Below are 2,522 nucleotides of genomic sequence, written 5' to 3'. Positions count from 1 at the left end.
GCCGTCGGGCTGGCGGTGCACACGCGCGCCGACTTCCTCGGCGCCGCCGCGCGCGGCGTCGCCGGCGACGCGCTGTGGGCGCTCATGCTGTCCTGGTGGGTCGGCGCGCTCGCCCCCGCCGCGCGCGCCGCCGCGCGCGCCGCCGCCACCTACGCGGCGTGCGTGGCGGTCGAGCTGTCGCAGCTCGTGCACACCCCGGCGCTCGACGCGGCCCGGCGCGGCCCCCTGCGCCTGGTGCTCGGCAGCGGCTTCGACCCGCGCGACCTCGCGGCCTACGCGGCCGGGGTGCTCGCCGCGCTGCTGCTGGAGCGCGCTACGGCCGGTCGGACCGCCCGCTGAGCGCGGCCGTCTCGCGCTGCTGCGACGCCAGCAGCTGCGTCACGAAGCGCTGCCCCTCGCCGATGCGCTCGACCTCCTCGGCGATCGCCTCGACCGCGTGCGCCAGCCGGTCGATGCGCGGGTCGTCCGCGGCCGCCGCGGCGGCGGTCGTCGCCGCCCCGCCGCGCCGCCGCCGCATCGCGGCGCGCACGCGCGAGACGACGAGCGTCAGCACGATGCCGAGCCCGAACGTCGAGAAGGCGACGCCGACCGCCTCGTCCTCGTCCACGCGGTTGGACTGGTCGCGCTCGTTCTGCCGGACCTCCGCCAGCACGGCGGGGGGCGCGTTGCTGAGCAGCCGCTCCGTCGCGGCCTGGTCGCGCTCCAGCTGCAGGATCCGCTCGTCGAGCACCTGCAGCCGCTGCTGCACGCCGACGCGCGCCTCGGCGGAGAGCCGCTCCTGCCCCTCCTCGCCGTTCAGCTGGTTCACCAGCTCGTCGCGGCGGTTGGAGGCGCGCTCGAGCTGGTCGCGCAGGATCTCCCGCCGCTCGCGCAGCCCCTGCAGCTCCTGCGCGTTCTTCGGGAGCTGGTCGAACGCGATCGGCTCCAGCCCGGGCACCTGGACGGCCACCGGCGCCGAGGCCGCGGGCGGGGCGGGGGGCGGCGGGGCGGCGGGCGGGGCGGGCTGCGCGGCGGGGACGACGTCGGCGGGGGGCTGCTGCATGGGCGCTCCTACGGGATGGACGCGGCGGCGGTTTCCGGTTGCCGGGGCGGGGGACCCCTCGTCACACCGGGGCCCCCGCCCAGCTCCCCGAGCGTCTCCCCGTCATGCGTCGTGCCCCCGTCTCCCTGCTGACCGCCGCCCTCCTGCTGGCGGCGCCCGCCGCCCACGCGGCGGCCCAGGCCCCGGCCTCTCCGGTCGCCGCGCGCTCCGCCCCCCGCCGCGCGGTCGGCGGCTTCGTCATGCAGGGGATCGAGCTGACGCCGGGCCAGGAGGTGCTGGTCCGCGCGATCAACCGCCGCTTCGCCGACGAGCGCGCCGCGATCACGAAGGGCGACCCGAAGCGCGCCACCCAGCCGGCGGTCCGCGAGGAGCTGTTCCGCAGCATCGACCGGATGATGGCCGAGGAGCGCGAGCTGCTCACCGCCGCCCAGCGCGAGCGGTTCGACCGCAACGTCGACCGGATCCACGCCTCCTGGGAGCGGGTCCGCCGCCGCTGATGCGGCACCGCCGGGCGCCGGGTAGCTTGGCGGGCATGACGACGCCCGCCGCCGAGCCCGATCCGCTCCTCGCGCTCCTCGTGGAGGAGCGCGCCGCCTTCCTCGCCGCCGTGGACCGCGTTCCCGCCGACCGCCGCGCCGAGCGCCCGGCCCCCGACCGCTGGTCCGCGCTCGAGGTCGCCGAGCACGTGGCGCGGATCGACGCCGGGGTGGCGAGGATGCTGGCCACGTACGCCGAGCAGCCGGCGGTGGACCCGGAGGCGTGCGAGGCGGCGGTGCTGGGGGAGCGGCGCGCCGGGTGGGTCCGGGCCCGCAACGAGCGCGTCGAGGCCCCGGAGCGCGTGCGCCCCGCCGGCGGGCTCGCCGAGGACGCGGTGCGCGAGCAGATGGCGCGGGCGCGCGAGGCGCTGGTCGCCGCCTACCGCGCCGCCACCCCGGACGTGCTCGACCGGCGCGTGCACCCGCACCCGTTCATCGGGCCGGTGACGCTGCGCGGGTGGATCGAGCTGGCGGCGCACCACGACGCCCGCCACGCCAAGCAGGTCGACGAGGTCGCGGCGCAGCTGGCCGGGCGCCCGGCGTGACCGGCGGGCGCGGCCCCCGCTGGCCGCGCACGTACGCCGAGGCGGCGGCCCTGGCCGCCGCCGTCCGCCCCGACCTCGCCCCGCTGGCGCCGCTCGGGCGCGGCGACCACTGCCACGCGCTGGCCGCCGCCGGTGGGCGGGTGGTTCGGGTGGCGCGCCACGCCGAGGCGGCGGTGGCGCTGCGGCGGGAGGCGGCGGTGGTGCCCGGGCTCGCCGGCGCGCTCGCCCTGGCCGCGCCGCGCCCCGCCCTCGCCGAGCCAGAGCCGGGGTGCGCGTTCGCGGTGCACCACGCCGCGCGCGGGGCGGCGCTCACCGGGGCGCGGTGGCGGCGGCTGCCGCCGGCGCGGCGCGACCGGGTGGCGGCGGCGCTGGCGGCGTTCCTGCGCGCCCTGCACGCCG

At 80.1% G+C, this 2,522-nt stretch carries 5 protein-coding genes; 4 read left to right on the top strand and 1 reads right to left on the bottom strand.

The annotated features are described in order from the left end of the window. A partial coding sequence (locus PYV61_RS24040) for a DUF2809 domain-containing protein (protein WP_275836410.1) occupies positions 1-339 on the top strand: 339 nt, incomplete at its 5' end. On the opposite strand, the gene PYV61_RS24035 is transcribed toward PYV61_RS24040, so the two are convergent. After that, positions 314-1,042, bottom strand: coding sequence for a hypothetical protein (locus tag PYV61_RS24035; protein WP_275836409.1), 729 nt, complete (start codon positions 1,040-1,042; stop codon positions 314-316). The genes PYV61_RS24040 and PYV61_RS24035 overlap by 26 nt on opposite strands. A 104-nt stretch (positions 1,043-1,146) precedes the next feature. Here PYV61_RS24035 and PYV61_RS24030 point away from each other — a divergent pair, with 104 nt between their 5' ends. The 3 genes from PYV61_RS24030 to PYV61_RS24020 all read left to right on the top strand — a co-directional run. Beyond that, positions 1,147-1,539, top strand: coding sequence for a hypothetical protein (locus PYV61_RS24030; RefSeq protein WP_275836408.1), 393 nt, complete (start codon positions 1,147-1,149; stop codon positions 1,537-1,539). Between the two features lie 35 nt (positions 1,540-1,574). Continuing rightward, the gene (locus tag PYV61_RS24025) at positions 1,575-2,123 is read left to right on the top strand and encodes a DinB family protein (RefSeq protein ID WP_275836407.1); all 549 of its coding nucleotides are present in this window, start codon (positions 1,575-1,577) and stop codon (positions 2,121-2,123) included. Next, on the top strand, positions 2,120-2,522 hold a 403-nt coding region (locus tag PYV61_RS24020), incomplete at its 3' end, for a phosphotransferase (protein WP_275836406.1). The genes PYV61_RS24025 and PYV61_RS24020, both read left to right, overlap by 4 nt.

Origin of the sequence: Roseisolibacter sp. H3M3-2 (assembly GCF_029211165.1) — a bacterium.
Lineage (GTDB): Bacteria > Gemmatimonadota > Gemmatimonadetes > Gemmatimonadales > Gemmatimonadaceae > Roseisolibacter.
This window is presented reverse-complemented; position numbering and strand designations above follow the sequence as displayed.

Bases quoted from the DNA above. Each gene is read 5' to 3' on its own strand.
- PYV61_RS24035 (WP_275836409.1), bottom strand. From the start codon at position 1,042: ATGCAGCAGCCCCCCGCCGACGTCGTCCCCGCCGCGCAGCCCGCCCCG.
- PYV61_RS24030 (WP_275836408.1), top strand. From the start codon at position 1,147: ATGCGTCGTGCCCCCGTCTCCCTGCTGACCGCCGCCCTCCTGCTGGCG.
- PYV61_RS24025 (WP_275836407.1), top strand. From the start codon at position 1,575: ATGACGACGCCCGCCGCCGAGCCCGATCCGCTCCTCGCGCTCCTCGTG.